Annotated in this window: 22 protein-coding genes; 7 read left to right on the forward strand and 15 right to left on the reverse strand. The window is 67.6% G+C overall.

All coding sequences use genetic code 11. The features are described from left to right. Positions 1–102: 102 nt before the first annotated feature. Together ABLG96_RS04995 and ABLG96_RS05000 are read left to right on the forward strand one after the other, a co-directional pair. Positions 103–1509 carry a sigma 54-interacting transcriptional regulator gene (locus ABLG96_RS04995; RefSeq protein WP_353651384.1) on the forward strand — a complete coding sequence of 469 codons (1407 nt, stop codon included), beginning with the start codon at positions 103–105 and terminating at the stop codon, positions 1507–1509. After that, positions 1510–3480 (forward strand): hypothetical protein, encoded by a 1971-nt coding sequence (locus tag ABLG96_RS05000; protein ID WP_353650295.1) that lies wholly within the window; start codon positions 1510–1512, stop codon positions 3478–3480. Between the two features lie 83 nt (positions 3481–3563). On the opposite strand, the gene ABLG96_RS05005 is transcribed toward ABLG96_RS05000, so the two are convergent. Next, entirely contained in the window at positions 3564–4022 is a 459-nt protein-coding gene (locus ABLG96_RS05005; protein ID WP_353650296.1) for an SRPBCC family protein, read from the reverse strand. Positions 4023–4141: 119 nt separating this feature from the next. Between ABLG96_RS05005 and ABLG96_RS05010 the strand changes: the two genes are divergently transcribed. Beyond that, positions 4142–5158 (forward strand): enoyl-CoA hydratase/isomerase family protein, encoded by a 1017-nt coding sequence (locus tag ABLG96_RS05010; RefSeq protein ID WP_353650297.1) that lies wholly within the window; start codon positions 4142–4144, stop codon positions 5156–5158. Positions 5159–5395: 237 nt separating this feature from the next. Next, positions 5396–5953, forward strand: coding sequence for a YetF domain-containing protein (locus tag ABLG96_RS05015; protein ID WP_353650298.1), 558 nt, complete (start codon positions 5396–5398; stop codon positions 5951–5953). Here the strand turns inward: ABLG96_RS05015 and ABLG96_RS05020 are convergent. The 6 genes from ABLG96_RS05020 to ABLG96_RS05045 all read right to left on the reverse strand — a co-directional run bounded on the left by ABLG96_RS05020 (position 5940) and on the right by ABLG96_RS05045 (position 13734). Then, positions 5940–8012 carry an ABC transporter ATP-binding protein gene (locus tag ABLG96_RS05020; RefSeq protein ID WP_353650299.1) on the reverse strand — a complete coding sequence of 691 codons (2073 nt, stop codon included), beginning with the start codon at positions 8010–8012 and terminating at the stop codon, positions 5940–5942. The two genes, ABLG96_RS05015 and ABLG96_RS05020, sit on opposite strands and share 14 nt — an antisense overlap. Next, on the reverse strand, positions 8009–9742 hold the full coding sequence (locus ABLG96_RS05025; RefSeq protein WP_353650300.1) for an ABC transporter ATP-binding protein: 1734 nt from the start codon (positions 9740–9742) through the stop codon (positions 8009–8011). Before ABLG96_RS05025 ends, ABLG96_RS05020 begins: the two co-directional genes overlap by 4 nt. 161 nt (positions 9743–9903) lie before the next feature. Beyond that, positions 9904–10491: a TetR/AcrR family transcriptional regulator gene (locus ABLG96_RS05030; RefSeq protein WP_353650301.1), complete on the reverse strand. Its 588-nt coding sequence runs from the start codon at positions 10489–10491 to the stop codon at positions 9904–9906. Between the two features lie 112 nt (positions 10492–10603). Then, the gene (locus ABLG96_RS05035) at positions 10604–11653 is read right to left on the reverse strand and encodes a hypothetical protein (protein WP_353650302.1); all 1050 of its coding nucleotides are present in this window, start codon (positions 11651–11653) and stop codon (positions 10604–10606) included. Between the two features lie 278 nt (positions 11654–11931). Then, positions 11932–12927, reverse strand: coding sequence for a dTDP-glucose 4,6-dehydratase (gene rfbB, locus ABLG96_RS05040; protein ID WP_353650303.1), 996 nt, complete (start codon positions 12925–12927; stop codon positions 11932–11934). Positions 12928–12972: 45 nt separating this feature from the next. Continuing rightward, entirely contained in the window at positions 12973–13734 is a 762-nt protein-coding gene (locus ABLG96_RS05045; protein WP_353650304.1) for a GntR family transcriptional regulator, read from the reverse strand. 58 nt (positions 13735–13792) lie between these two features. Between ABLG96_RS05045 and ABLG96_RS05050 the strand changes: the two genes are divergently transcribed. Continuing rightward, on the forward strand, positions 13793–14308 hold the full coding sequence (locus tag ABLG96_RS05050) for a DUF3995 domain-containing protein (RefSeq protein WP_353650305.1): 516 nt from the start codon (positions 13793–13795) through the stop codon (positions 14306–14308). A 79-nt stretch (positions 14309–14387) separates the two neighbouring features. Here the strand turns inward: ABLG96_RS05050 and ABLG96_RS05055 are convergent, their stop codons facing one another. Then, positions 14388–15161, reverse strand: coding sequence for a methyltransferase domain-containing protein (locus ABLG96_RS05055; protein WP_353650306.1), 774 nt, complete (start codon positions 15159–15161; stop codon positions 14388–14390). A gap of 68 nt (positions 15162–15229) precedes the next feature. Between ABLG96_RS05055 and ABLG96_RS05060 the strand changes: the two genes are divergently transcribed. Continuing rightward, positions 15230–15739 carry a helix-turn-helix domain-containing protein gene (locus ABLG96_RS05060; protein ID WP_353650307.1) on the forward strand — a complete coding sequence of 170 codons (510 nt, stop codon included), beginning with the start codon at positions 15230–15232 and terminating at the stop codon, positions 15737–15739. A gap of 107 nt (positions 15740–15846) precedes the next feature. Here the strand turns inward: ABLG96_RS05060 and ABLG96_RS05065 are convergent, their stop codons facing one another. From ABLG96_RS05065 to ABLG96_RS05090, 6 genes are all read right to left on the reverse strand, one after another. Next, a complete protein-coding gene (locus tag ABLG96_RS05065) occupies positions 15847–16737 on the reverse strand; it encodes a glycoside hydrolase family 43 protein (protein WP_353650308.1) in 891 nt (296 codons plus the stop codon). A 134-nt stretch (positions 16738–16871) separates the two neighbouring features. Continuing rightward, positions 16872–19025: a family 43 glycosylhydrolase gene (locus ABLG96_RS05070; RefSeq protein ID WP_353650309.1), complete on the reverse strand. Its 2154-nt coding sequence runs from the start codon at positions 19023–19025 to the stop codon at positions 16872–16874. 205 nt (positions 19026–19230) lie between these two features. After that, on the reverse strand, positions 19231–20157 hold the full coding sequence (locus tag ABLG96_RS05075) for a carbohydrate ABC transporter permease (RefSeq protein ID WP_353650310.1): 927 nt from the start codon (positions 20155–20157) through the stop codon (positions 19231–19233). Next, positions 20154–21137, reverse strand: coding sequence for a sugar ABC transporter permease (locus ABLG96_RS05080; protein ID WP_353650311.1), 984 nt, complete (start codon positions 21135–21137; stop codon positions 20154–20156). Before ABLG96_RS05080 ends, ABLG96_RS05075 begins: the two co-directional genes overlap by 4 nt. A gap of 4 nt (positions 21138–21141) precedes the next feature. Then, positions 21142–22542 carry an ABC transporter substrate-binding protein gene (locus ABLG96_RS05085; RefSeq protein WP_353650312.1) on the reverse strand — a complete coding sequence of 467 codons (1401 nt, stop codon included), beginning with the start codon at positions 22540–22542 and terminating at the stop codon, positions 21142–21144. A 54-nt stretch (positions 22543–22596) separates the two neighbouring features. Then, positions 22597–24105, reverse strand: a complete 1509-nt coding sequence (locus ABLG96_RS05090) for an alpha-N-arabinofuranosidase (RefSeq protein ID WP_353650313.1) — start codon at positions 24103–24105, stop codon at positions 22597–22599. 193 nt (positions 24106–24298) lie between these two features. Between ABLG96_RS05090 and ABLG96_RS05095 the strand changes: the two genes are divergently transcribed. Then, positions 24299–25327, forward strand: coding sequence for a LacI family DNA-binding transcriptional regulator (locus tag ABLG96_RS05095; RefSeq protein WP_353650314.1), 1029 nt, complete (start codon positions 24299–24301; stop codon positions 25325–25327). Between the two features lie 29 nt (positions 25328–25356). Here ABLG96_RS05095 and ABLG96_RS05100 read toward each other — a convergent pair whose 3' ends face one another. After that, positions 25357–26244 (reverse strand): hypothetical protein, encoded by an 888-nt coding sequence (locus ABLG96_RS05100; protein ID WP_353650315.1) that lies wholly within the window; start codon positions 26242–26244, stop codon positions 25357–25359. Positions 26245–26292 lie beyond the last annotated feature (48 nt).

Below are 26292 nucleotides of genomic sequence, written 5' to 3' on the forward strand. Positions count from 1 at the left end.
CCTACTGTGGAGAAGGTGACTGGATCCGCGCGCGAAACTTCCGCTACCTCCGCCGATGCCACTGCGGCGCCCACCGTGTCGACACTCGGTGAGCTCCGAGAGATGGGTGCGGAGTACCGCACCGTCAAACAGGAGCTCAGGGCGAATCTGGTGGAGCGCTTGCGATCGGGCCGGCCGAGCCTGCCAGGGATCGTCGGCCTCGACGACACCGTCGTCCCCGAGGTCGAGCGTGCGGTGTTGGCCGGTCACGACTTCGTCCTGCTCGGTGAACGAGGCCAGGGCAAGACCCGGCTGATGCGGACCCTCGTCGGGCTGCTGGACGAGTGGACACCGGTGATCACCGGGTCGGAGTTGAACGAACACCCCATGCACCCGATCACCAGGGCGTCGCAGCGGCTGACGGCCGAACTCGGAGATGCGCTGCCCATCGAATGGCTGCACCGCTCGGCGCGCTACGCGGAGAAATTGGCCACCCCCGACACCAGCATCGGCGACCTCATCGGCGACGTCGACCCCACGAAGCTTGCGGCCGGACGGACCCTGGGGGATCCCGACACGGTGCACTACGGGCTGCTGCCCAGGGCGAACCGCGGTCTGTTCGGCATCAACGAGCTGCCCGATCTGGCGGAGCGCATCCAGGTGGGGTTGTTCAACGTGTTGGAGGAGCGGGACATCCAGATCCGCGGCTACCACCTGCGGCTGCCGCTCGACCTGCTGGTGATCGCCTCGGCGAACCCGGAGGACTACACGAACCGCGGCCGGATCATCACCCCGCTCAAGGATCGATTCGGCGCCGAGATCCGTACCCACTACCCGTTGACGGCCGACGCCGACGTCGCTCTGGTCGCGCAGGAAGCCGAGCTGGTCGCCGAGGTGCCCATGCACGTGCTCCGGGTGATCGCCGCACTCACCCACGAGCTGCGCGATTCCACCAGCATCGACCAGCGGTCCGGCGTCTCGGCGCGATTCTCCGTCTCGGCCGCGGAAGCCGTGAGCGCCGCGGCCCTGCGCCGCGGGGCGCTGACCGGGGAGAACGCGCCGGTCGCCAGGATCGGTGATCTCGAACCGGTGCTCTCCTCCCTGCTGGGCAAGCTGGAGTTCGAAATGGGCGAAGAGGGGCGGGAGGCCGAGATCGTCCAACACCTGTTGCGGCGGGCCACTGTCGCGGTGTTCCGGCAGCTCGTCCGCGGACTCGACCTGTCCGGATTCACCGATCGATTCGCTGTGGTGGTGGCGGATCCGGGCCGGGACGAGCGCCCCGACGCGCCCACCGTCGATGCGGTGGTCGAGACCGGTGCGCTGGTCCCCGCGCAGCGCCTGCTCGACCAGGTCGGCACGATCCGCGGTCTCGCGGCCGTGCTCACCGCGGTGGGCATCGACGAGGACTCGGTCACCGCCGGACAGGTGGCGGCGGCGATCGAGTTCGTTCTCGAGGGCCTGTACCTCGGGAAGCGGCTCTCCAAGGACACCACCGGCGGTCCAGCCGGCATGACGATCTACGGCTCGTAGATGGCCAGGGACAACTACTACTACGGCGCCTGGCATGAGGGCCCCGACCCGCTGGCGCCGCCGTTCGACGTACGCCAGGCGATGGACGAGCTCGGCGACCAGGTGATGGCCGGCAAGAGCCTGCGGGATGCATTGGAGGAGTTGCGGCGCAAGGGCTCCGGTGAGACACCCGGTATCGACGAGCTGCACCGGCAGATCCGCGAACGCCGCCGTGAGTTGAGCCGACGCGGTGATCCATCGGGCGAGCTGACCAAGGCGAGGGCCGCCCTCGACCAGGCGCTCGCCCAGGAGAAGGACACGTTGGCTGCGGCGGACGACGACGGCGCCCGGCTCGCCGAGATGACCTTGGATGCCTTGCCGGACACCACCGCAGCGGCGTTGCGCGAACTGCAGGACTACCAGTGGCGCGACCCGCAGGCGCGTGCGCTGTACGAGCAGATCAGTGCGAACCTGCGCGATCAGGTGCTGGAGCAACAGTTCCAGGGTCTCAAGCAGGCGCTCGGCGGAAACGACCCGGCGGCGATGCGCACGGTCCGCGACATGATGGCCGACCTCAATGCGCTGCTCGCCGACCATGCGCGGGGGACCGACACAGCTGAGCAGTTCGAGCGGTTCATGGGCAAGCACGGCGACTTCTTCCCGGAGAACCCGGCCGACGTCGACGAGCTGATCGACCAGCTGGCCAGGCGTCAGGCCGAGATGGACCGGTTGATGCGGTCGCTGTCCGCCCAGCAGCGCCGGGAACTGGAGGAGCTGATCGACGCGGCCATGGGCCAGGACGTCGACCTCGCGTCCGAGATGGCGCAGCTCTCGGACAACCTGCGCGCGCTGCGACCCGGGATGATGAACGGACCCGGGGTGCGGATGCGCGGGGAGGAGCCGCTCGGGATGGGCGAGGCCGCCGGGATCGTCGGTGAGCTGGCCGACCTCGAGGAGCTGGAAGCGCAGCTCGCCGGACAGCATCCGGGGGCGACGCTGGATGACGTCGACATCGAGCTGCTGGAGCGGCACCTGGGCGCCGAGGCAGCGCAGGACGTGCGGGCGCTGCGCGATCTGGAGCGTGAGCTGGAGCAGCAGGGCTACCTGCAACGCGGTCCGGAAGGGCCGCAGATGTCGCCGAAAGCGTTGCGCCGCTTGGGTCAGAGTGCGTTGAAGCGGATCTTCGCCGACCTCCGGGCCGGTGGACTCGGCGGCCACGACGACCGCCGCAGCGGGGCCGCCGACGAACGGACAGGGGCCTTCCTGCCGTGGTCCTTCGGTGACGAGCAACCGTTCGATGCGGTGCGGACCGTCACCAACCGGACGCTGCGGTTGGCGACTTCCGGTGCCTCCGAGCTGACCGGTGGGCTCGAGCCGGAGGACTTCGTCATCGCCGAGACGGAGCGCCGTACCCGCGCTGCGGTGGCGCTGTGCGTCGACCTGTCGTTCTCGATGGTGATGGAGGACCGCTGGCTGCCGATGAAACAGACGGCCATGGCGCTCACCCACCTGATCCAAACCCGGTTCCGCCAGGACGCGCTCGAGATCATCGGCTTCGACCGGATGGCGCGCACGATGACCCCGATGGAGCTGGCGACCGTCGAGCCGGAATGGGTGAAGGGCACCAACCTGCAGCACGCGTTGATGTTGGCCGGACGTCACCTGCGCCGGCATCCCGAAGCGGAACCGGTCGTGCTCGTCATCACTGACGGCGAACCGACCTCGCATCTGGAGGACGGGTTCCCGGTGTTCTCCTGGCCGCCCAGCGCGGCGACCATCAGGGCGAGCGTCGCCCAGGTCGATGCGATCTCCCGGCAGGGCGCCTCGCTCAACATCTTCCGGCTCGGCGACGATCCCGGTCTGGAACGGTTCGTCGATGCGATGGCCAGGCGTAGCGGGGGTCGGGTGTTCGCCCCGGACGCCGAGCGGCTCGGAGAGTACGTGATCAGCGACTACCTGCGGGCCCGGCGGGGGCGTCGAGCGACGGGCTGAGCTCCTCGGCACGGACATCCGGGGGAACGCCGAAGCCCCGTCGGCACCGAAATGCGCCGGCGGGGCTTCGACTGCGGATCAGGTCAGCTGGTCGCGACCGACGACAGGTTGGCCAGCGAGTCCTCGAGAGCGCTCTCGGGCACCAACGGGAACTTCAGCTTCGCGAGCAGGTCCTTGTCGGTCACCTTGGCCCAGTCGTACGTCAGGCTCACGTCGGTGGAGTCGGGGCCGTTCGGGGTGAGCTCGTACAGCCACTCCCAGCCGGGGGGCTCGACGCCGGCCGGCGCTGTCTTCCACGCGATGAGCTGATTGTGCGAGAACCCGGAGACGTGGTTCTCCGTCTGGTAGTCGCCACCCATGTGGTCGCCGGACATGTTCATCGTGAACACGTCACCCACCTGCTGGATGCGCTGGGGCTTTTCGGCCGAACGGATGAAACCGGATCCGTCCAATTGCGGATGCTTGTCAGGGTTGGAGAGCACGTCGAAGATCGTGCTTGCCGAAGCCGGCACTGTGCGGGTCACCGTGATCGAATCTGTCATAGCTCCTGCAGTACCCGATCCCGACCACGATGACACACCAGCACCCTGCGGATCGGCCGCCCGTTGCGTGCCACGGACCCGCGCGGACCGCAGCCGGACGGTCACCTACGGTGAGAACCATGACGTCACCGCAGACCGGAGCGCCGGACGAGATCCTGCTCGTCTCCGTCGAGGGCGGACTCGGCCACGCCACCCTGAATCGCCCCCGTCAGCTGAACGCGCTGTCCGTCGAACTGATCGACCAGCTCGCCGCTCGGCTCCGCGCCTGGGCCGCGGACGACACGATCACGGCCGTGCTGGTCACCGGCGCGGGAGATCGGGGCCTGTGCGCAGGCGGCGACATCAAGCAGCTCTATGCAGGGGTGAAGAGCGGCGACGGGCCGGGTGACTTCTTCGAGCACGAGTACGCGATGAACCTGCTGATCGCGCAGTACCCGAAGCCCTACGTCGTCGTGATGGACGGCATCACCATGGGCGGCGGGGTCGGCATCTCCGTGCACGGTTCCGTCCGGGTGGTCACCGAGCGCACGCTGGTCGCCATGCCCGAGGCCGGCATCGGGCTATTCCCGGACGTGGGGGCGCTGTACTGGCTGGCCCGCTGCCCGGGGGAGTTCGGCACCCACCTGGCGCTCTCCGGTGCGCGGATTGACGGCCCGACGGCGATCGCAGCAGGCTTCGCTGATCATTTCCTGCCCAGCGATCGAGCGCCTGAATTGGTGGCAGCGCTGACCGCCGGCGGAGCGGCTGCCCTGCAGTCGTTCGGATGGCCGGAAACGCCTGTGGCACAACCGACGCCGGCCTGGATCGACGAGTGCTACTCCGGGAATGACGTCACGGAGATCGTCGCCCGGCTGGCGTCGCACCCGCACCCGGATGCCGTCGCCGCCGCGAGGCTGATCGGGACCCTGTCGCCGACCAGCCTCACTGTGACCCTCGCTGCGCTGCGCCGCGCTGCGACGATGGACATCGCCGCGGTGCTCGCCCAGGACCTCGTGCTCACCGGACATTTCGTCAATGTCCCCGACCTCGTCGAGGGCATCCGCGCGCAGCTCATCGACAAGGACCGCACCCCGCGCTGGGATCCGCCGACCCTGGCCGACGTCGACCCCGACACAGTGGCCGCGTTCTTCGCCTGACCCCGGGGATCGCGGTAGTGACGGTCGTTTCGTGGCCGGGTTCGCGGTAGTGACGGTCGTTTCGTGGCCGGGTTCGCGGTAGTGACGGTCGTTTCGTGGCCGGGTTCGCGGTGCTGACGGTCGTTTCGGCACCGGGTTCGCGGATCTGACGGTCGTTTCGTGGCCGGGTTCGCGGTGCTGGTGGTCGCGCGCGCCTACCGTCGCTGCTGACACCTCTTCAGCACCCAGGAGCACCCCATGTGGCAGAGCCTGTTCGACTTCCAGATCCCCGCGGCGGAGAAGATCATTCGCACGGTCGCCGTGTACCTGCTGATCCTGATCATCTTCCGGGTCGGCGGACGACGGTCCATGGCACAGATGAACATGTTGGACTTCACGGTCATGCTCCTGCTGTCGAATGTCGTGCAGAACGCCGTCATCGGCGACGACAACTCGTTCATCGGCGGCGCGCTCGGGGCGGTGACGCTGATGGTGGCCAACGAGGGCGTCGACTACCTCGCATACCGGTTCCCGATGCTGTCCCGCTGGGTCGAGGGCAAGAACCTGACCCTGGTCCGGGACGGCAAACCCGTCGCCCGCGGACTGCGCAGGCTGCGGCTGCACCCAGCAGACCTCGACCACGCGATCCGGCTGCAGAACGGCAACGACATCAGCGACGTCAGCCACGGCGAGATGGACAACGACGGACGCCTCATCATCTCGTTGCGAAAGCGCAGCCAGTCGGCGACGCACGCAGATGTTGCAGCTCTGAACGACAAACTCGACCGGATCGAGAAGCTGCTCAGCCCTCGCTGACCCCAGCGGGGACCGGGGCCGATTCCGGGTCCGTTGCCGCGGCGAACTGTGAGCGGTACAGCCGGTAGTACGCCCCCTCGCCCGCGATCAGTTCGTCGTGCGTGCCCTGTTCGACGATGGCGCCGTCCTCCATCACGAGAATCAGGTCGGCGTCCCGGATGGTGGAGAGCCGATGGGCGATCACGAAGCTCGTGCGATCGGTGCGGAGCGCCGCCATGGCCCGCTGGACGAGCGCTTCGGTGCGGGTGTCCACCGAGCTGGTTGCCTCGTCCAGGATCAGCAGCGACGGATCCGCCAGGAAGGCTCTGGCGATGGTGATCAGCTGCTTCTCGCCCGCCGAGACGTTGCTGCCCTCGGAGTCGATGACGGTGTCGTAACCGTCCGGGAGTGAGTGCACGAACCGGTCGACGTAGGTTGCGGTCGCGGCGGCGACGATCTCCCCTTCGGAGGCCCCTGGCCGCCCATAGGCGATGTTGTCCCTGATGGTCCCGCCGAACAGCCAGGTGTCCTGCAGCACCATGCCGATCCGGGACCGCAGATCGTCCCGCCGCAGTGATGCGATGTCGATCCCGTCCAGCGTGATGCGGCCACCGGCCAGCTCGTAGAAGCGCAGGATCAGGTTCACCAACGTCGTCTTGCCGGCACCGGTCGGGCCGACGATCGCGACCGTGCTCCCCGGGTCGGCGACCAGCGACAGGTCGTGGATCAGGGGGGTGTCCGGCGAGTAGGAGAAGGCGACGTCCTCGAACGCCACGCGTCCGCGTGAACGCGCCGGGATGGTGTGCGGCGCAACAGGATCTGCAGTCTGCTCCGGCTCGTCGAGCAGCTCGAACACTCGCTCGGCCGATGCCACCCCCGACTGCAACACGTTGGCCATCGAGGCGACCTGCGACAACGGCTGGGTGAACTGGCGGGAGTACTGGATGAAGGCCTGGACGTCGCCGAGCGAAACGGCTCCGGAGGCCACCCGCAGGCCACCGACGACCGCGACCAGGACGTAGCTGATGTTCCCGATGAACATCATCATCGGCATGATGATGCCCGAGATGAACTGGGCCCGGAACCCTGCCTCGTACAGCTCGGAGTTCTTGGCCGAGAACGACTGTGCCGCCTCCTTCTGCCGTCCGAACACCTTGACCAGCGCGTGCCCGGTGTAGAACTCCTCCACCTGGCCGTTGAGCTCGCCGGTGGCCCGCCACTGGGTGATGAACTGCTTCTGCGACCGCTTGGCGATCTTGGCAGTGAGGACGAAGCTCAGCGGAATCGCGAACATGGCGATGAGGGTCAGCAACGGGGAGATCGTCAGCATCATCACCAGCACGCCGATCAGCGTCAGCACACTGGTCAGCAGCTGGGAGAGCGTCTGCTGCAACGACTGTGAGATGTTGTCGACGTCGTTGGTGACGCGGCTGAGCACCTCGCCGCGCGGCTGTCGGTCGAAGTAGGCCAATGGCAGCTTGCCCAGCTTGGCCTCGGCCTCCGCGCGCAGCTCCCGCATCGCACGGTTGACGGCGGTCGCGACCATGAAGCCCTGGGCGTACATCACCACGGAGGCGCCGATGTACAGCGCCAGGACGATCAGCAGGATGTGTCCGAGCGCCGAGAAGTCGACACCGACTCCGGGAACGACGTTCATGGAGGCCAGCATGTCGGCCCGCTGATCGTCACCCGATGCCCGCAGGTCGTCGACGACCTGCTGCAGCGAGGTGCCTGCGGGCACGCCGGCACCGATGGTCCGACCGGTGAAGCCGTCGAAGATGAGGTCGGTGGCATGGCCGAGGATCTTCGGCCCGATCACCGACAGCACCACGCTGGTGACGGTGGCGGCGAGAATCACGATCAACCGGAGTCGTTGCGGCGCAAGATGTCCGACGAGACGCTTGGCAGATGGTCCGAAGTCCAGTGACTTCTCGGTCGGCATCGCGTTGCCCCACGGACCGCCGGAACGGTTGCCGCCCTTGCGGGCGACGTCCCGGACCGTCTTGGCGTCCTCGTGCGATGTGCCATCTTTGGTGGTTTCTGCGGCGGAGAGCTTCTGCAGATCGAGCCGCTTGCTCATGCCGCTTCCTCCAGGGTCATCTGGGACTCGACGATCTCCACGTAGGTCGGACATGTCTCCAGAAGTTCCGCGTGCCGGCCTCGGCCGACCACCGCTCCGTCGTCCAGCACGATGATCTGATCGGCGTCCCGGATCGTCGAGACCCGTTGCGCCACCACGATCACCGCAGCCGCGGCGACGCTCGGGACGAGCGCCGCGCGCAGTCGGGCATCGGTCGCCACGTCCAGTGCCGAGAACGAGTCGTCGAAGACGTACACGACCGGCTTGCGGACCAGCGCCCTGGCGATGGCCAGCCGCTGGCGCTGCCCGCCGGAGACGTTCGTGCCGCCCTGGGCGATCGGCGCGTCCAGACCCTCGGGCAGCGCCCGGACGAAATCATCGGCCTGGGCGATGCGAAGGGCGTCCCAGAGCTCGTCGTCCGTCGCCCGGGGATTCCCGTACCGCAGGTTGCTCCCGACCGTCCCGGTGAACAGATAAGCCTTCTGCGGAACCATGCCGATCCTTCCCCACAGCTCGTCCGGCTCGTAGTTGCGTACGTCCACACCGTCGATGGTCACCGACCCCGCGCTGACGTCGAACAGTCGGGGGATCAAGGAGATCAGGGTGCTCTTGCCGGAGCCCGTCGATCCGATGATCGCCGTGGTGCGTCCCGGCTCGGCGCGCAACGTGACATCGCTGAGCACCGGGGTGTCGGCGCCGGGGTAGTGGAAGCTGACGCCGGTGAACTCCACGACCCCGCGCCGTGGCGGAGCGGGTGTCGGCCTGGCCGGAGGGCGCACGCTCGACTCCGTCTCGAGCACTTCGACGATGCGCTCGCCGCTGACGGCGGCTCGCGGGATCATCACCGACATGAAGGTCGCCATCATCACCGACATGAGGATCTGGATCAGGTAGTTGAGGAACGCCATCAGCGATCCCACCTGCATCGAGCCGTCGTCGACCCGGTAGCCGCCGAACCACAGCACCGCGACGCTGGAGGCGTTCAGGATCAGCATGACGGTCGGGAAGGTGAGTGCCATCAACCGTCCGACCCGCAGCGAGGTGGCCGTCAGATCGTCGTTGGCGACGGCGAATCGCCGGGTCTCCTGCGGTTCACGGACGAACGCCCTGATCACCCGGATACCGCTGATCTGCTCGCGCAGCACACGATTGACGGTGTCGATCTTGGTCTGCATGGCGCGGAATCCCGGCACCATCCTGATCACGATGCTGCCGATCGAGACCAGCAGCAGCGGAACGGCGACCAGCAGCAGCCAGGACAGGCCGATGTCTTCCCGCAGCGCCATGATGATGCCGCCGATGCACATGATCGGGGCCATCACGAGCAGCGTGAACGTCATCACCACCAGGGTCTGCACCTGCGTCACATCGTTGGTGTTGCGAGTGATCAGCGATGCCGGGGTGAAGTGCTGGACCTCGCGGTCGGAGAAGGTGTTGACCCGATCGAACATCGCCTGACGGACGTCCCGACCGAACGCCATCGCCACCCGCGCGCCGAAGTACACGGCCGCGATGCTGCATGCGACCTGCACGAGGCTGACGCCCAGCATGATCACACCAAGGCCCCAGATCGTGCCGACGTCGCCCTGCGCGACACCCTTGTCGATGATGTCGGCGTTGAGGCTCGGCAGGTAGAGCGAGGCGATGGTGCCGATCAGCTGGAGCAGCATGATCACCGCGATCTGGCCGGAGTACGGCCGCAGTTTCTCGCGATACAGACGCAGCAGCATGACATCTCCTCCAGTGGGCACGGGTTCGGATTGACACGGGTCGGTGCGGGGCGGACGGTTCGGTACGGGTCGGTGATCAGGATGCGACCTGACGTCGCGGTGAGGTCAAGATCATTTCGCCCAGAGCGAGCGCGGTGAGCGGGTGGACGGGTGGATCTCGCTCAGGGCGGAGCGGCTGACGGGCCGTCCCGCCGACTGATGCCGTGCAGCAGTACGTCAGTGATGTCCTGCGCCAGCAGCGGGCGACCCTCGTTGATCATCGGATGAGTGCCGGCGAAGATGAGGATGCGCAACACGTCAGCGGCCTTGGCCGGCTCCACGGACAGGGTGTCGCGGAAGCGCTCCAGGATCTCGATGACGCGCTGCGTGATCGGATCCGGCTGCGGGTCCGGCCTGCGCGCGGCCTCCGGCATCCAGTGCACCGCCATGATGATGTCGAAGACGCTCCGAACGCGTTCCTGCATGGTGACTGCGATGTCGCGCACCACAGCAGCGAGCGGTCGATCCAGGTCGATGGTCGCGATCTGCCGCAGGGCAGGCTCCGGCCGCAACACGTCCTCGACGACGGCATGCAGCAACGTCTCCTTGTCCGCGAATGCCCGGAACACGGTGCCCTCGGCGATGCCGGCGGCTGCGGCGATCTGCTTCGTCGTCACCGACGTCCCGTGCTCGCGGACCAGCGGGGTCGCCGCCGCCACGATCTGAGCGCGACGCGCATCGGGTGCCAGGGCTGCGGCTCGTGGACTCACGGGTCCGACTGTAAATGAGTGAGCACTCACTCACAACGTCGCGGTCGTGACGGTCGGTTGTCCGGGTGGTTCGCGGTGCTGACGGTCGGTGTTCTGGAAAGGTGATCGACGGTCACCCGAGAATGGTGCGATCGGAGGAGGTCGCCACGACCCGGCCGGGGCAGTCGTCAACCGTGACATCTCCCCGACGGATTGCCCAGCCCTCCTGGCAGGGCCACCATCGCAACGATCTCGACAGTGGTGGTCGTGGCGCTTCCAGCGCAGCGCTGAAGCGGGAAGCGAGAACCTCCGATTGACGGAATGCTCCGAACCAGTCGTAGCGGACGAAGCGAACTCCAAGGCCTTCGAGCGAGCTCTGCCGTGCGTGTTGCAACGCCACGGCTCGTGCGGGATCGACGAGGAACTTGACTGCTCCGTCCGCCTCGCCGGCCAGTGCGTACTGCTCCCACCACAGATCCACCCGGCGCTCGGGGTAGCCGGGGCCCAGCCAAGCGTTCGAGATCGGAGCCGGAAGTCCGGCCTGCAGTGCGCGGAATCGGCCCGCGGACTCCAGCGGCGACTCCGAGAGAGGATCGGTGTGCCGGACCAGCCACTCACTCCGGGGGAACCGTGGCCACCTGCGCAAGGTCACCAGCGAGCGCGCCATCCCTTCGGCGGCAAGGGAATCCGCCGCCACTGCGTCGGCCAGGATCAGCGAGGTGAGGCGGCCTGTCGATCGGACCAGATCCGCCATCGCGAAGCCCTTCTCCAGCACGAGCAGACCGTCCACCTCAGTGATCGCCTCGTCCGGAGGCACACAATTGCGGATGTAGCCGTAGGTGGTGCGGTCAGACCCGCTCGTACCCCACTTCCGCCTGATCAGCGACGGAGTAGGTGCCGGCGCAACGATGTCCGGGACCCCGTGCAGGGCGAGCGCAGACCATCCGGAGACGATGTAGGCCGACGAGGATGATGCCGCGAACGCGCGCGTGCGGGCGAGGAGTCGGCCCCACGCGTCGAGCGAGTCCCATTCGTCGCCCGATACGTAGCGCCCTTCAGAAAGTCTGAGGATCTCGGCGCGATCCACTGCGGTGCGGAGTCTCCGCTCGGTCACGCCGAGCTCGATGAGTCGGCTGCGGCTCAAGACTCCGCGGAGTTCTGGCAGCTCTGTCGTTGTTCGCATCCAGGGAATGGTGCAGCTGATTCGGGGTCGGATCGCCGGAATGGTCAGCAGTGTGGATACAACGACGCGTGTGGACAACTGGGTCTGTTCAGCGCTGACGACCGTGTGATCCGCGAACGTGGCGGCCAAACGACCGTGTGGTCCGCGAACGTGGCGGGTAAACGACCGTGAGGTCCGCGAACGTGGCGGGTAAACGACCGTGAGGTCCGCGAACGTGGCGGGTAAACGACCGTGAGGACAGCGAACGGGGCGGGGGTGCGCCTGGTGGTCCGCCTGGGTCAGCGGCCGAGACGGGTGTAGACCTGCTCGGCTGCCTCCTTCGATGAGGTCCACCAGGTCGGGTTGGCGGCGTACCAGTCGATGGTCGCCTGCAGCCCGGAACGGATGTCGGAGTAGCGGGGGAGCCAGCCGGTCTCGGCGCGCAGCTTGCTGGAATCGATCGCGTATCGCAGGTCGTGACCCGGCCGGTCGTTCACGTGCTCGAACCAGTCGGCCGGCTTGCCCATGAGCTCGAGCAGCAGGGCGATGATCTCCCGGTTGTTCTGCTCGCCGTCTGCCCCGATCAGATACGTCTCGCCCGGCCGACCGTCCTCGATGATCGACACCACCGCATCGTTGTGGTCATCGACGTGGATCCAGTCGCGGACGTTCTCGCCCGAGCCGTACAGCTTCGGCTTGACGCCCTGCAGGACGCCGGTGATCTGCCGCGGGATGAACTTCTCCACGTGCTGCCGCGGGCCGTAGTTGTTGGAGCAGTTGGACAGCGTCGCGGTGATGTCGAACGAACGGATCCAGGCGCGCACCAACAGGTCTGCGCTCGCCTTGGTGGAGCTGTAGGGGGAGGACGGGTTGAGCGGCGTCGTCTCGGAGAAGCGCCCGGGATCATCGAGTTCCAGATCGCCGTAGACCTCGTCGGTCGAGATGTGGTGCAGCCGTTTGCCGTGCTTGCGCACCGCCTCCAGGATCCGGAACGTGCCGATGACGTTGGTCTCGACGAACGGGTACGGGTTGTCGAGCGAGTTGTCGTTGTGGGACTCGGCGGCGAAATGGATCACCAGGTCGTTGGCCGCGACGAGGCGGTCGATCAGTACCTCGTCGGCGATCGAGCCCTGCACGAACTCGATCTCGTCGGCGACCGGGGCCAACGAGTCGGCGTTGGCTGCATAGGTCAGCGAGTCGAGGACGGTGATCTGCCAGTCGGGGCGGGTCTGACGGATCCGCAGGACGAAGTTGGAGCCGATGAAGCCGGCGCCGCCGGTGACGAGTACGCGCATGAGTCTCTCCTGGTGATGGGGGCGGGATTGTGGGGCAGGGTGGGATCAGTTGGCGGTGTCGTGCAGGCCGGGTGGCTGGTCCTGGATCCCGGACCAGCCGTGGAACTCGACCTCGAGGGAGAACCGGTGCGCCAGGTAGCGATGGTCGGACAGCGCGACCACCGCGCCCGCCGCGTCGACGGCCAGTCGCCGCACCAGCAGCAGCGGCGCCCCGGCCGGTACGCCGAGGAGTTCGACGTCGGTCGGCCCGGCGATCCCGGCGGTGATGCTCTGACGCACGCTGTCGATCGTGACTCCGGCCCGCCGCAGGCTCTGCCAGATCCCAGGATCCGTTGCGGCAGAGCGGGAGAGGCCGGCGGCGGCGTCGCCGGCCAGCCACTCGGTCGAACGGTCCAGTGGTGAACCCGCTGCGGAACGGACGCTGCGGCAGAGCAACACCTGCGTCGCGCTGGGAACCGCGAGCAGTCCGGCGATGTGCTCCGGTGCCGGCACGAAGCCGAACGAGACGACCTCGCGGACGAGCTGCTGACCGGTGGCGGCGACTGCCGAGGCCGCATGGTGGAAGGTGCCGAGGGCGAGGCGCTGGTGGAATGCCCGGCCGGCCGCGAACCAGCCCGCACCGCGTCGCGCCGCCACCAGTCCTTCGTCCCGCAGGAGCTCCAGGGACTTGCGGATCGTCATCCGACTGGCGCCGAAGCGCTCCCCGAGGGCGGCTTCGCTCTCCAGCGCGCCGTCCGGGCCGACGTCACCGAGCGCGATGCGTTCCCGCAGCTCGGCGGCGATCTGCCGGAACAATGGACCTGTCATAGATCTGTACAGTACAGGTCGGCGGGCGGTGCCGCGTACGTCGTGATCTGATGGCGGCATGGCGGCGAACCGGAACTCGGGGCGCCGTCGGGTCGAGTTGGTGGCCATGGTCGCGGCACTGGTCATCAGCCTCGGGCAGACCCTGATCAGTGCCTACTGGGCCGTCGGAGGTCTGTGGGCGATCGACACCGTCGGCGGTGCGATCGAGGATCTGGCCCGCTCGGGTGATGCCAGAGCGTCCTGGCTCGCCTGGAGTGCGACCGTGCTGAAGGCCTGTGGAGTCGTGTTGCTGCTGGTACTCACGGCGCGCCGGCCCACCCGCATCCCGCGGCTGCTGCTGCTCGTGGCGGGATGGGGAGCCGCGGCGGTGCTCACCGTCTACGGCGGACTGCTGACGGTGGTCGGGGCGCTGGCCCTCACCGGCGTCATCGAGATTCCGGCGGACGCCGATCGCCATGCGCTCGGTTGGCATCTCGCGTTCTGGGATCCGCTGTTCCTGCTCTGGGGCATCGCGCTCGGAGTCGTCGTGCGGGCGCTCCAGCAGCGCACCGTGTCCCGACCCGAGCCCGCCTGAGCTCGAGGTCGACACGGCCGGTCCCGAGTGCGGCGCCATCGAGCGATGAGTTCGCCAACAATCAATGCGGCGGGGGCGTTCACCCGGCGCCGGAGCGCTCCCCGTGCTTGCGGGAGACCACGTAGTAGGTGACGGGCGGCGGATGGCCGGATCCGGAGAGCCGAAACCCCGCGTTGGCGGCCAGCTCGCGATCGGTGATGCGACCGCGGCGACGGGCCAGCAGCGAAGTGATCAGGGTGCCGGCCGAGGCCGGCTCGTACCCGACGATGCGTTCGACGTCCAACCCGGCGGCGCGGCACAGTCCGGAGAGTTGATCGGGTGTGCGAAATCGGTCGGCGCGGTAGCGGTGCGCGGGCATGATCTTCGTGCCTGGTACTTGTTGGAACAGGCGCAGATACACCAGCCGGGACAGGAACGTGTTGTTCAGGGTGTCCAACACGATGCGGCCCCCGGTCGACGTCACCCTGGCCAGCTCGGAGATGAGGGCTTCCGGGTGGTCGGCGTGCTCGACGGTGTCGATGCACCACACCAGGTCGAAGCTGTTGTCGGAGTAGGGCAGGTGCTCCGGACGGTCGATCAGCTGCTGTTCGATCGACGGGTAGCGCGTCTGAGCCTCCTCGATCGCCGCGGCGCAGAGATCGGCGCCCTCGACGGCAAAACCGTGATCGGTCAGCACGGTTGGCAGCGGGCTGTAGCCGGCGTTGACGGTGAGCGTCCTGCGGGTGGTCGGCCGGGGATCGAACAGTCCCTGGAGCTGGGCGGCGAGCTGTCGTTGGGCGGGCTCGAAGGCGCTCGCACGGATGTTGCGGCCGTCGAGCACTGCCGGGTCCGGGTCGTTCGGCCTGATCGTCACCATGGGATCTGTTGGCCCCCGCTTCGATGGGTGATAAGTCTTGTTACAAGACTGTCTATCATGACGAGATGACCAGAGTCGATCTCGCTGCCGTTGCCTGCTCGATCGCCCGGACCGTCGACGTGCTGGGTGATGCGTGGTCGTGGCTCATCGTCAGGGATCTCACCATCGGCCTCGGCCGGTTCGAGGACCTGCGGAAGGATCTGGGGATCTCCAAGCAGATCCTCACCGACAGGCTTGCGAATCTGCAGCAGCACGGCATCATCGAGCGGACCGAGTACCAGTCCAGGCCGCCGAGGCACGAGTACTCGCTCACCGACAGGGGCCGCGCACTGATGCCGATCCTGGTGTCGCTGACCCAGTGGGGCGATACCTGGATGTCCCCGGACGGACCCCCGATGATCTTCACCCACCACGCCTGCGGCCGGCCGGGACTCGCGCTCGCATGCTTTGGGTGCGGCGAGCCGGTCACCGCAGGCGACATCGATCTGCACCCCGGGCCAGGAGGTCGGACGGGACCAGGGACAGCCCTCATCGCTCAGGCCTTCGGTGGGAACGGACCCGCTCCCGGCGGCTGAATCCGTAGGGCCGCAGGCGCTCGTGGATCGTCGGCGTCGATCTCCAGGGTCCTCGATCACCGCTGTCGGGGAGCCGCTCAGTGGTCAGTGACGCGCGCCGGACACCGTCAACCTCCCGGCGGGACGACCAGCGGGAGCCCCGCCGCATCGAAGCTGACCTTGCTGAGCCACATCGAGCGTCCGAATGCGTCGTCGCCGGGTGCGTCCCCCGGCCAGGCGTGGTAAGCCATCCAGACCTGGCCGTGCTCATCGGTGAACAGCGAGCAGTGGCCAGGACCGGCCGCGGCGTCGTCGGAAACCAGGATCGGCTCCGGGTTCTTCGTGTACGTGCCCAGTGGCTGATCAGCCACGGCGTACCCCACGGCGTAATCGGCCGAGGCATAGCTGTTCGCCGAGTAGAACATGAAGAACTTTCCGTCGTGCTCCCACAGGAACGGGGCCTCGACGAGCTCGCCCTCCCACGGAAGATCCTGCCGGAACAGCTGTTTCGGTGAGCCCTGCAGGGTGACACCGTCGGCAGCCAGACGTTGGCCGGAGATCCAGGTGTCGACACCGACTGCATTCCCGTCGTTCTTCCAGAACAGGTACAACGCACCGTTCGCCGCCCGGAACGGGTGCGCATCGATCGACCCGCCTGTCTTCGTCTCGCAGACCAGCGGACCGGAGCGGGTGTCGCGGTACGGGCCGGCGGGCTCGTCGGCGAGAGCGACGCCGATGCACTGGATCGCCGGGTCGGGCGCCATCGTCGTGTAGTACATCGCCCACCGGCCGTCGGCGAGTGCGATGACTTCGGGTGCCCACACCTTTCCCTCGGTGGTCCAACCCGGCAGCACCGGCAGCGCGTCGTCGAGCTGCTCCCAGGTCTGCAGATCGGCGCTCCCGGCGACCTGCACGTTGCGGCCGTTGCCGTTGGTGGCGAACGCCAGAAAGTCTCTGCCACCCTCCAGCGCCACCACATCCGGGTCTGGGAAGTCGGTGTCGTAGACGGGGGCGTTCATGGCTTCTCCGGTGGTCGTCACTGATGCCGCGGGCGGGCTGGAGGATGCGGGTCCGTTGTCCGGCGCCGACGCACAGCCGGCCAGAACCATGGCCGCGGCAGCGATTCCGAGCAGGCGGGGGACGTGCTGCCTGCTCATCCGCCCGCGCCCGGATCCGCCGGCCAGGCGGCGGTGCTGAACGTCAGGTAGTCGAAGGACGCCACAGCCGCTGGAGTGTCGCCGCCGTGGGTGTAGAGCCCGACCTGCTGCCGCGATCCGGCCGGGAAGGTCCACACCGCGCCCCACGTCCAGTGCACGCCGTCCCGCGAGGTTGCCGAGCGATACAGATGTTCGCCGCCGGCGTTGCGGTGATGGGCAATCCGCATCCACAGGGTGTCGGCGGCAGTCCCGACGATCGCGCCGCCGAACGCGAGTCGACCGCTGGCGGCGTCGGGAAGCTCCCTGGCCCACTCGGTCTGCCGGGTCTTCGCGATCGCGACCATGCCCAGGCGGGCGAAGTCGTCGTCGCTCGAGCGCACGATCATGCCGGCCTGCTGGTAGTTGCGGACCTGCTCGTACCCGCCGGGACCACCGCCGAGCGGCAGCGTCAGCTTCGTCTCGGCGATCCAATCGCCGGCCGGGGCACCGCGGACCAGCAGCCCGGCAGTGTTGGAGGTGCCGACCAGGTCACTCGCCTCGACCGGCCAGCGCAACGCGCCGCCGGCGACGGTGGCCGCGTCGTTCCGACGGATCCATTCGAGTCCGCGAGTGTCGACGCCGAAATCGTTGCGCCACAGCAGCTGTCGTGGTTGTGGGACGGCCACCCGCTGGCGGGCCGAGGTGGCCCTCAGCTGCACGCTGACGTTGTCGACCAGTGCGCCGCGGCCCAGCAACAGCAGCGGCCCGCGGCGAATCGCGGGATTGCGGGTCTTTACCGAACTCTCGGCATACGGATCTGCGAGCCCACTCTCCGAGACGGTGGCGAGCACCTTCCGGCCGCCTTCGGTCGTGCTGATGCTCAGCCGAACCCACCCTGTCCGGGCCGCGACCGGGGCGCGGGTGAGGCTGGTACCCAGCCGGGTCGTCAAGGTGCGGTGAGCGGGGTCCAGGACCACCGTCACACCCGGTCGGGTCAGGACGAGCGGAGAACGGGCGAGGGAGTCGACGCGGACGTCAACACCGATCGTGAGGTCGCCGTTCGGAAGCATGGAGGTGACGGCGACCCCGTCGAGGCGGCCGGTACGACCGGCCTGCGGGTCGTTCGGGCCGTCACGCAGGCCCCGGATGGCCGACCCGGCAGCCGGATCGGCCGGCGTGATGCCGAGCAGCGATCCGGCGATCGGCGCCGGCTGCGGGGTGTCGCTGGGTCCGGCCCCTGCCCGCACCGCGGGCCAGCCGTCGATCCAGTCCACCCGGTCGATCAACATGGGGCGCCGGTTGATCCCGAAGGGGACATCCAGCCACGGGCGGTTCCGGTCGATGCCGTGATAGACGATGAACGTCCGCCCGGTGGTGTCGGTGGTGAGGGCGTGGTGGCCCACTCCGATGAAGCGGTTGCCGTTCTGGTGCATCACCGGTGTGCCGCCGACCTGGGGGTCGAGCAGGGAGGTCCCGTCCTTGTCGACGAACGGGCCGAGCGGTGATCGAGAGCGTCCCGCGTAGACCGAATAGCCGGTCGCCGGGCCGGCGCAGCAGTTCGCCGTGGACGCCATCAGGTAGTACCAGCCGTCGTGGCGAACCACGTAGGGCCCCTCGTAGCGGCTGTCGGTGGTGGTCGGTACCGGGGTGCCGACCGCGCGCAGACCGTCGTCGGAGAGTCGGGTGACGAACCCGCCGCCGCCGAAGCTGCCCCAGTACAGATACCGGCGGCCGTCGACGTCGGTGAGACCGGCCGGATCGATGGTGAAGAACCAGTTGTCGCCGTTCGCGCGGGGCGCGACCACCGGTGCGGTCGCGGGGGTCCAGGGACCGACGGGTGACGGTGCCGTCGCAGCCCCGATGGCGGAGTCCTCGCCGGCGTTCAGCGAGGTGTCCGTGACCGTGTAGTAGAGGACGTACTGTCCGTTCAGGTAGCGGATGTCCGGCGCCCAGAGACCGGCGGTCGGTGCTGCCCAGGCCGGCCTGTTCGTCTCGTCGAACACGGTGCCCAGGTACTCCCAGGATGCGAAGTCGTGGGTACGGGCGATGTGCATGATTCCGCTGGGATCACCGGCTCGCAGTGGATCAGCGGTCGAGTACGTGTACCACCAACCGTCCTTGGCGAGGATCACCGACGGGTCGGCGAATGTGTCGGAGAAGCTGTCCGACACGGCGTTGTCCGTGCTCGCCGGCACTGCCCGGACAGCGGCACCCGGTTGTGCCGCAACTGGAAGTGCTGAAACAGGATGTGCTGAGACGGGAACTGCCGGAGCGAGTCCGACCGTCACCAGCGCGGCGAGAGCCAGCCCGAGAGCATGGCGGGGGAGAGTGCGACGAGAGGACACTGGTACGCCTTTCCTGGAGGGAGAGCCCGGATCAGCCCTTGATGCCGCTGCTGGCCACACCCTCGATGATGTAGCGCTGGGACAGTGAGTAGACGATGAGCACCGGGAACGCAGCCAGGCAGGCGCCGGCCATGATCACCGGATAGTTGATCGTGTAGGCCCCCTGGAGCTTGGACAGGCCGACCGGCAGCGTGAGCCGTTCCGGCGAGAACAGCACGTAGATGGGCCAGATGAAGTCGTTCCAGTTGGCCAGGAAACTGAGCACCGCCAGGGTGGCTACCGCGGGCCGCGCGTTGGGCAGGATGATGGAGAAGAAGGTCCGGAACGGACCGGCGCCGTCGATGCGGGCGCTCTCCTCGAACTCCACCGGGATGCCCAGGAAGAACTGGCGCATGAAGAACACTCCGAACGCACCGGCCGCGCCGGGGACGACGAGCGCCCAGACTGTGTCCAGCCAGCCGATCTCGTTGAGCGTCAAGAAGTTCGGCATCAGGAAGATGAAGCCCGGCAGGAACAGCGTGCCGATGATCAGCCCGAACATGATCCGCTTGCCCGGGAAGTCGAGGCGTGCCAGTGCATAGCCCGCCAACGAGCAGACGACGATGACGAGCAGTGCATGCAGGCTCGCTGCGAGCAGCGAATTGCCCAGCCACAGCAGGATCGGGCTGTCGTCGGAGTCGAACAGGGTCGAGAAGGACGTGGTGTTCAGCGACGACGGGAGCCAGGTGAGCGGGACCGAGCGCGCCTCGTTCTCCGACTTGAATGCCGTCCCCAGCATCCAGAGCAGCGGCCCGATGAAGATGACGGTCAGCAGCGCAATGGTGAGCCAGAACAGCGGGCCGTTCTTGCGGACGACACCGGACCGGGAGGTCTGCTCCTCCTCGGCGGCACTGCGCACCGCGCCCGACGCGACTTCCGGCGGCACCACGGGTGGACCGGCAGGGCTCTGCACGCTCATGACTTGCGCTCCCTGAGGATGGCGAAGTTGCCGAGGGCGACGAGGCACAGGAACACCGCGAGCACGTAGCTCATCGCGGAGGCCTGACCCATCTTGAACTGGGACAGTCCCAGGTCCGTGATCTCCATGATCGCCGTCCTGGTCGACTCGTCCGGACCGCCCTGGGTGATCAGGTACGACTGCCCGAACATGTTGGCAGAGGCCAGGATCGTGGTCACCGAGACGAAGATCAGCACCGGCCGGAGACCGGGCACGGTGATGAACCGGAACTGCTGGGCGGACGAAGCACCGTCCAACTCGGCGGCCTCGTACTGCTCCTTGCCGATGTTCGCGAGCCCAGCCAGGTAGATGACCGCGTTGAACCCGACCGTCCACCACACCGTGACCACGACCAGCGAGATCCAGGCGTAGGGCTGGCCGGTGGTCCACGGCAGGTTCCCGGGGAGCCCGACGCTGCCCGCCAGCTGGTTGACGAACCCGAACTCGGGGTCCAGCAGGTAGCGCCACATCAACCCGACGACTGCGACACCCAGCACGTACGGGGCGAAGAAGACTGCGCGGAAGAAGGTGCGGCCCGGGAACTTCCGGTTCAACAACACCGCGAGCCAGAGGGGGATGACGACCAGGAACGGCACGCTGATGACGGTGAAGATCGCCGTGTGGCCCATGGACTCCCAGAAGCCGGCGGAGTACACGGATTCGGGATCGAACAGCGCTGCGTAGTTGTCCAACCCGACGAACGGCTTACCGGGCAGCAGGAAGTCCCAGTCGTGCAGGGAGATCCAGATCCCGTAGACGGCCGGATAGGCCACAAAGACGCCGAACAGCACCAGGAACGGTGCCAGGAACAGATATCCGGTCCAGCGGGAACCGCGGATGCCGCCGCTGCGCTTGATCTCGTTGGTCCCGGACCGGGCCGCGCCCGACCCGGCCGACGCCTCGGCGCCGGTCGGCCGGGAAGGAACCGTCAGCTGGCTCATCGGATCAGCCGTACTTCTTCTTGTTGGCCTCGAGGACCTTCGTCGCGCGTCCCGCGGCGTCCGAGAGCGCGGTCTTCACGTCCTTGCCACCGGATACCACCTCGGAGATCGCCTTCTCCCACTCGACGTAGGCGTCGCCGATGCCGGCGACGGCCGGCGGGAAGTGCAGGTTGTCGATCTGGGCCGCCAGGGCCGACTGCTCCTTCATGGCCTTGAACTCGGCCGATTCGCGGACCGAGTTGCGGGCCGGGACCTGGCCGCCGGCAGCCCAGGCGACCGACTGCTGGCTGATCCAGTTGATGAACACTCTGGAGGCCAACGCCTTGTTCTCGTCCGGGGTCTTCTGGGTCGGCAGTACGAACTGGTGGGATCCGGCCCAGGCGGCGGGCTTCTCACCGATGGTCGGCAACGCAGCGACACCCCACTTGACCTTCTTCTCGGTCTCGAGGGTCTTCATCGTGTTGACCTGCCAGATGCCGTTCCAGTTGAAAGCGCTGCGGCCGTTCTCGAGAGCGACGAAGTCGGCGTCCTGGGCCTGCTTGGCGGGGGAGTACCCGTCCGTCACGAGCGATGCGTACCAGGTGAGCGCCTTCACGCCGGCGTCCTCGGCCCACATGACCTGGGATGCGTCCGGCGAGATCATGTCGCCGCCGTACTGCCAGAGGACCGATTGCACGGTCTGGGTGGCGGTGAACGGGAACGGGGTGATCCAGTGACCCTGGATGCCCTTAGCCTTGAGCGTCTCCAGAGCCGCGCTGTACTCGTCACCGGTGGTCGGCGGCTTCTCCGGATCCAGACCGCCCTTCTCCATCACGTCCTTGTTGTAGAAGAAGCCCAGCGGGTGCACGTCCAGCGGGATCGAGTACCGGCGGTCGCGGAAGATACCGGCCTTCCACGGCACCGGAGCGAAATCGTCCTCGGTCAGCCCGAGCGCCGCTGCGACGTCGTCGAGCGGCTGGATGACGCTGCGCGCGGCGTTCGTGGCCACCGAATCGACGTGCATGATGCCGATGTCCGGACCCTTGCCCGCGCTGACCGCGGCGGGCAGCTTCTTGTAGTAATCGGCCCATTGCTGGGTGTTCATCGAGACGGCGATGTTCGGGTGCTCGGTGTTGAACTGCTCCATGAGTTTCTTCATCACCGGGCCGTCACCGCCGGTGAAGCCGTTCCAGAACTGCAGGGCCACCTTCGGCCCGGTGTACCCGGCGCCGCCGCCCGCGCTCACCGCGGCGCTGCCGCTGAGAGTGGGTGCCGTGTTCTGGCCGGGAACCGCGCTGGACCCCTTGCCGCAGGCTGCGAGGCCGAAGCTCGCAGCGGCTCCGAGGCTGCCGGTCAGGAAACCACGGCGGGACAACGACTTCCGCGCCTCGGCCTGGGCGAGCGAACTGTGCTCTTGATGGTTCATGGGCATCTCCTTTGATGCGAAGCGGGAAGTGCGGGGTGTGGGGCTGGATGCGGATCAGGTAGCCGGGATGGTGAATCTGATGCAGTGCCAGGAGACTGCCGGCGCGGTGAACTCGAGCAGGCCGCCGGAGATCCGGGCCGATCCCGGCTGCGGAACGACGCGTTCGGGATCGGCAGCCGTGTTGCTCGCGTGCGGATCGTCGTCAGCGAGGTACACGTGCTCGAGGAGTTCGATGACTCCCAGCGCGCTGAGATCGACCACCACCTCCAGTTCGTCGGTGAGGTGGCGGTTGGCCAGCAGGACGGTGCCGCGGCCGGTTGCCAGATCGACGGTCACGGCCGTGGTCAGGGCCGGCACCCGCCCGAGCGCCGCGGTGTCCACCGACGGTGTGGAGACAGCCGGTCGCAGTACCGTGCCGGAGGCGTGACGGGCCGCGAGCGCAAACGGATGGAAGATCGTCTGGCGCCAGGCGGGGCCGTCCGGTTCGGTCATGATCGGCGCGATGATGTTGGCGAGTTGGGCCTGGCAGGCGACCGCGACCCGGTCGGTGTTGTTGATCAGGGTGATCAGCAGATCACCCACCACCACCGCATCGAGCACGGTGTAGACGTCCTCGATGAGCCGTGGGGCGTGCTGGACCTCGATCGAGTTCTCGCCGTTGAATCGCTGCTGGTACCAGACGTTCCACTCGTCGAAGGAGACGGTGATCCGCTTCTCCGAACGCTGTAGCGCCGCGACGTGGTCGGCCGTGGCCACCACGGAGGAGATGAAGCGCTGCATGTCCTCGCCGCTGGCCAGGAACGACTGCAGGTCGCCGTCATGGGGTTCGTAGTAGGCATGCGCCGAGATGTGGTCGACGTGCTCGAAGCACCGCTCCAGCACGACCCGTTCCCACTCACCGAAGGTGGGCATGGCCCTGTTGCTCGAGCCGCAGGCGACCAGCTCCAGACCGGGATCGATGCGGTGCATGGCCTTTGCCGTCTCCTCGGCCAGGCGCGCGTATTCCGTCGCCGTCTGGTGACCGATCTGCCACGGGCCGTCCATCTCGTTGCCGAGACACCACAGCCGCACGTCGTGCGGCTTCTCGAAGCCGTTGGCGGCGCGACGATCCGCCACCGCTGTGCCGGTCGGGGAGTTGACGTACTGCACCAGCTCGATCGCCGCGGCCAGACCACGGGTGCCGAGGTTGACGGCCATCATCGGCTCGATCTCCATCCGGGCGCACCAGGCGAGGAAATCGTCGGTACCGACCTGGTTCGTCTCGATCGATCTCCAGGCCAGGTCGAGCACTGTCGGACGGTCGGCCTTGGCACCGACCCCGTCTTCCCAGCGGTAGTTCGACACGAAGTTGCCGCCCGGATAGCGAACGAGGGTGGGGCCCAGTTCGCGTACCAGATCCGCAACGTCTCCGCGGAAGCCGAACTCGTCCGCCGTGGCGTGCTCGGGCTCGTAGATGCCGGTGTAGACGCACCGCCCCATGTGCTCGACGAAGGTCCCGAAGATCCGGCGGTTGAGCGCACCGATGATGAAGGCGGGGTCGATCCTGATCGTCGCGTTGCTCACGCGTGCTCCTCGTCAGTGGGGGGCAGTGGGCGGATCCCGGGGGACGGATACCGGTTTACAACGGTTAACCTGAAGCTGTAGGACAGTTTTACAACGGTTCACCTGGCTTGTAAACAGGGGTCGGGAAACTTTTCGTCCGTCCTGCGGGGAGACTGCTCCCTGGCGGGGGCGTCGGTGAGCAAGGGAGCAGCAGATGGCGGTCCGGTTGAAGGACGTCGCCGCCCGCGCTGGGGTGTCCGTCAAGACCGCGTCCAACGTGATCAACGACTACCCGCACATCACACCGCAGACCCGGGCCAAGGTACAGGCGGCGATCGACGAACTCCGGTACCGCCCCAACCTGTCCGCCCGGCGTCTGAAGCACGGAAAGGCGGGCTTCCTGGCCTTTGCGCTGCCCCGGATCACCGAGCCCTACTTCGCCGAGGTGGCCGCGGTGCTGGCGGCGGAGGCGACCCGCCGCGGGTACATCCTGCTCTTGGACCCGACGGACGGCACCGAACAGAACGAGCAGCTGGTGCTGGACGGGATGCGTTCCCACATGATCGACGGCGTCATCTTCTCGCCGCTGGCGATCGCCGGCGAGCGCATCGCGGCCAGGACCGACGACGTGCCGATGGTCCTGCTCGGTGAGCGCGAGGTGCCGGTCGGGTACGACCACGTGGCCATCGACTCGGTGGCGGCGGCCCGTGCGATGACCGAGCATCTCATCGCCCTGGGTCGGCGGAGGATCGCCTCGATCGGCGCCGGAGCCCACTCGGGAACCTCCACTGCCCGGACCATCGGTTTCGCACAAGCATTGGCGCACCACGGTTTCGAGCGTTCGGCCGAGCACGAGGTCGAGCCGGACCGGTGGGACAGGGAGAGCGGATACGCTGCGATGCACCAACTCCTGGCGCTGCCGGAACGCCCGGACGCAGTGTTCTGCTTCAACGATCTGATGGCGATCGGTGCGCTGCGGGCGTGCCGCGAGGCCGGGGTCGACGTCCCGGGGGAGATCGCGCTCGCCGGATTCGACGACATCGACGAAACCCGATACAGCACACCGACCATCACCACCATCCGACCTGATCTGCAACTGCTGGCGCAGCGGGTGTTGGAGGTGTTGGAGGCTCGGATCGACGGTGACTCCTCCGACGCCCGCCGGATCGAGGTGCCGTGGGAGCTGCTGCCCCGGGAGTCGACCGCCCGGGCGACCGAACCGGGTCCCGTCTCTGACCGTTGAGCGTTCACCCGTGATGCAGGAGGACTTGTTCAGTCCAGCAGGAAGTTTGCAGCCATCTCGTCCAGGGGATCCAGGAACGAGGGCTCCCAGTCGGGGTCCGGTTCCGACATCGAGCTGATGATCGCTGCGTACCCGATCGCGCCCAGGCTCCAGTCGGTGTCCGCGTCCTCGGTGTCCGCTGCTGCGGAGTCCGGTCCGTGGATGTCGAACGGGGCCGTGGCGAAGCGGGCGGAGGTCACCCCAGGGTTGAGCGCGTGCCGCAGCCCCAGACCTTCCAACACGGCCGCGCTGAGCGCAGCCATCGAGCGGTAGTCGTCCCCGAACTCGGGTCGCAGGCGCATCCCGATCACCTTGCCCATCGCGCGGTAGAACGAGGCCATCAGGTCGATGAACTTGGTCTCCGCCCTGCTGAGCGCAGCGGCGAGGTCGGTCTTCACCTGACCGTCCGGCATCGAGAGCAGCGCTGCGTTGAGCGCGATGTAGGTCCGCCAGCCGGGAGTGGTGACGAGGGAGCGGAAATTGCGTTCCCCTGCCAGTCGGCAGGCGTCCATCATCACCGCGGCCCGGCCGTCGGGAGTCCCGAGTTCGGCCCGGCGCCGCACCACCGTTCGGACTGCGACGCTGATCGTCTGTGCATCGAAGGCCGCCACCCCTGCCCAACTCGAGTCGGCGAGGGTGCAGAGCAACCGGGCGTGGAAGGCGTCCTTGTTCGGGAAGCAGCGGTAGGCGGCGCTGCGGGACACTCCGGCATGGACGATCACCTCCTCGTAGCGGAGGTGATCCAGTCCGACGGTGAGGCCTGCGCCGGCGACCATCCGACTGCCCGTGTCGAGCAGCCGTTCCTGCACGTGCGCCTGGGTGAGCCGGGGCTGCCGACCCCGGAACGGGACTGCCGCAGGGTGCTCAGTTTGGGACATGATGTTTCATGTTCCCATATCGACGAAACTTATCTACAGTCGGTGCAG

Source organism: Nakamurella sp. A5-74 (assembly GCF_040438885.1).
Lineage (GTDB): Bacteria > Actinomycetota > Actinomycetes > Mycobacteriales > Nakamurellaceae > Nakamurella.